At 54.5% G+C, this 1082-nt stretch carries 2 protein-coding genes; one reads left to right on the top strand and one right to left on the bottom strand.

Annotation, left to right across the window (positions count from 1 at the left end; all coding sequences use genetic code 11):
• The coding region (locus M988_RS22135; RefSeq protein WP_074388479.1) for a reverse transcriptase domain-containing protein at nt 1-566 on the bottom strand (566 nt) is incomplete at its 3' end.
• A gap of 308 nt (nt 567-874) precedes the next feature.
• Between M988_RS22135 and M988_RS23080 the strand changes: the two genes are divergently transcribed.
• The coding region (locus tag M988_RS23080; RefSeq protein WP_282956184.1) for a hypothetical protein at nt 875-1082 on the top strand (208 nt) is incomplete at its 3' end.

Below are 1082 nucleotides of genomic sequence, written 5' to 3' on the forward strand. Positions count from 1 at the left end.
GTCATAAAGCGTGGATCCCTGATCCTGCGGCGTACCGCTTTCAACAGCAGTCGATGATGCACCGTGTCAAAGTAGCTGGACAGATCACCCTCAATCACCCAGCGCCCCCGTGTTTCTCCGCAATCGGTGAGCTGCAACTTTACCGTACGGATCGCATGATGAACGCTGCGCTCAGGCCGGAAACCATATGAGAGTGTATGAAAATCACTTTCCCATATCGGCTCCATCGCCATCAGCATGGCCCGTTGAACAATACGATCCCGCAACGCGGGGATACCCAGTGGCCGCAGTTTGCCGTTGCTTTTAGGGATGTAGACCCGTCTGGCGGGCAAGGGCTGGTAATGACCTGAGAGTAATTCATCCCTGAGGATTTGCAGCTCAACAGCCAGTCTGGCCTGTAGCATTGTTTGGTTCACGCCATCAACACCGGGGGTATGCGCCCCCTTTGATGAAAGCGTGATCCGCGCCGCTTCAGCCAGCCATTCTGGTTGTGTTATCAGACGCAACAGCCGTTCAATCCGTCGGGACGGATCGGTGGCTGCACATGTGGCAAGCTTGCGTTGCATTTCGCTGATTATCAAAGGTCTTCACCTCGTTAGGTCAGTTAATTCATGTCGCAAACACATGTAAACTGCTTCCCTTCGCCATGTAATGGGGTTTCCCCATCGCGGACTACTACGGAAGCTCCGCCAGCCAGCGCGTCATCGGAGCCATGCCCCCTTAACATCCGTCGCTGACCTTCCCCGGTTTACCTGTCTGGACTCAGACATACTGAGGAGGCTGCCCGTCGCACTCTTTATCCTTGCTTGCCGCAAGTTGGCAGAAGTCAGCAACGCGAGCGTGATAGACGCTGCAGCCCCGATGTTTCGCATACATGTCAAAACACCTTCGACCGGCGGTGCTTACGTATCACTGCCAGTTCCTCCTGTACGGCCTGTCAGATCACGTAGGCCGTGGTGACGTTTTCAACCCACAGAGGCGGATTAACGGGTTCATGTTCTTCAGCCTATCAGTACTTAACCTTGAGGATCATCTCGGCTTAGTGATCTCGCCTCAATCCCCGTTGTCAGCGGGTTACATCA

The organism is Hafnia paralvei ATCC 29927 (genome assembly GCF_001655005.1).
Lineage (GTDB): Bacteria > Pseudomonadota > Gammaproteobacteria > Enterobacterales > Enterobacteriaceae > Hafnia > Hafnia paralvei.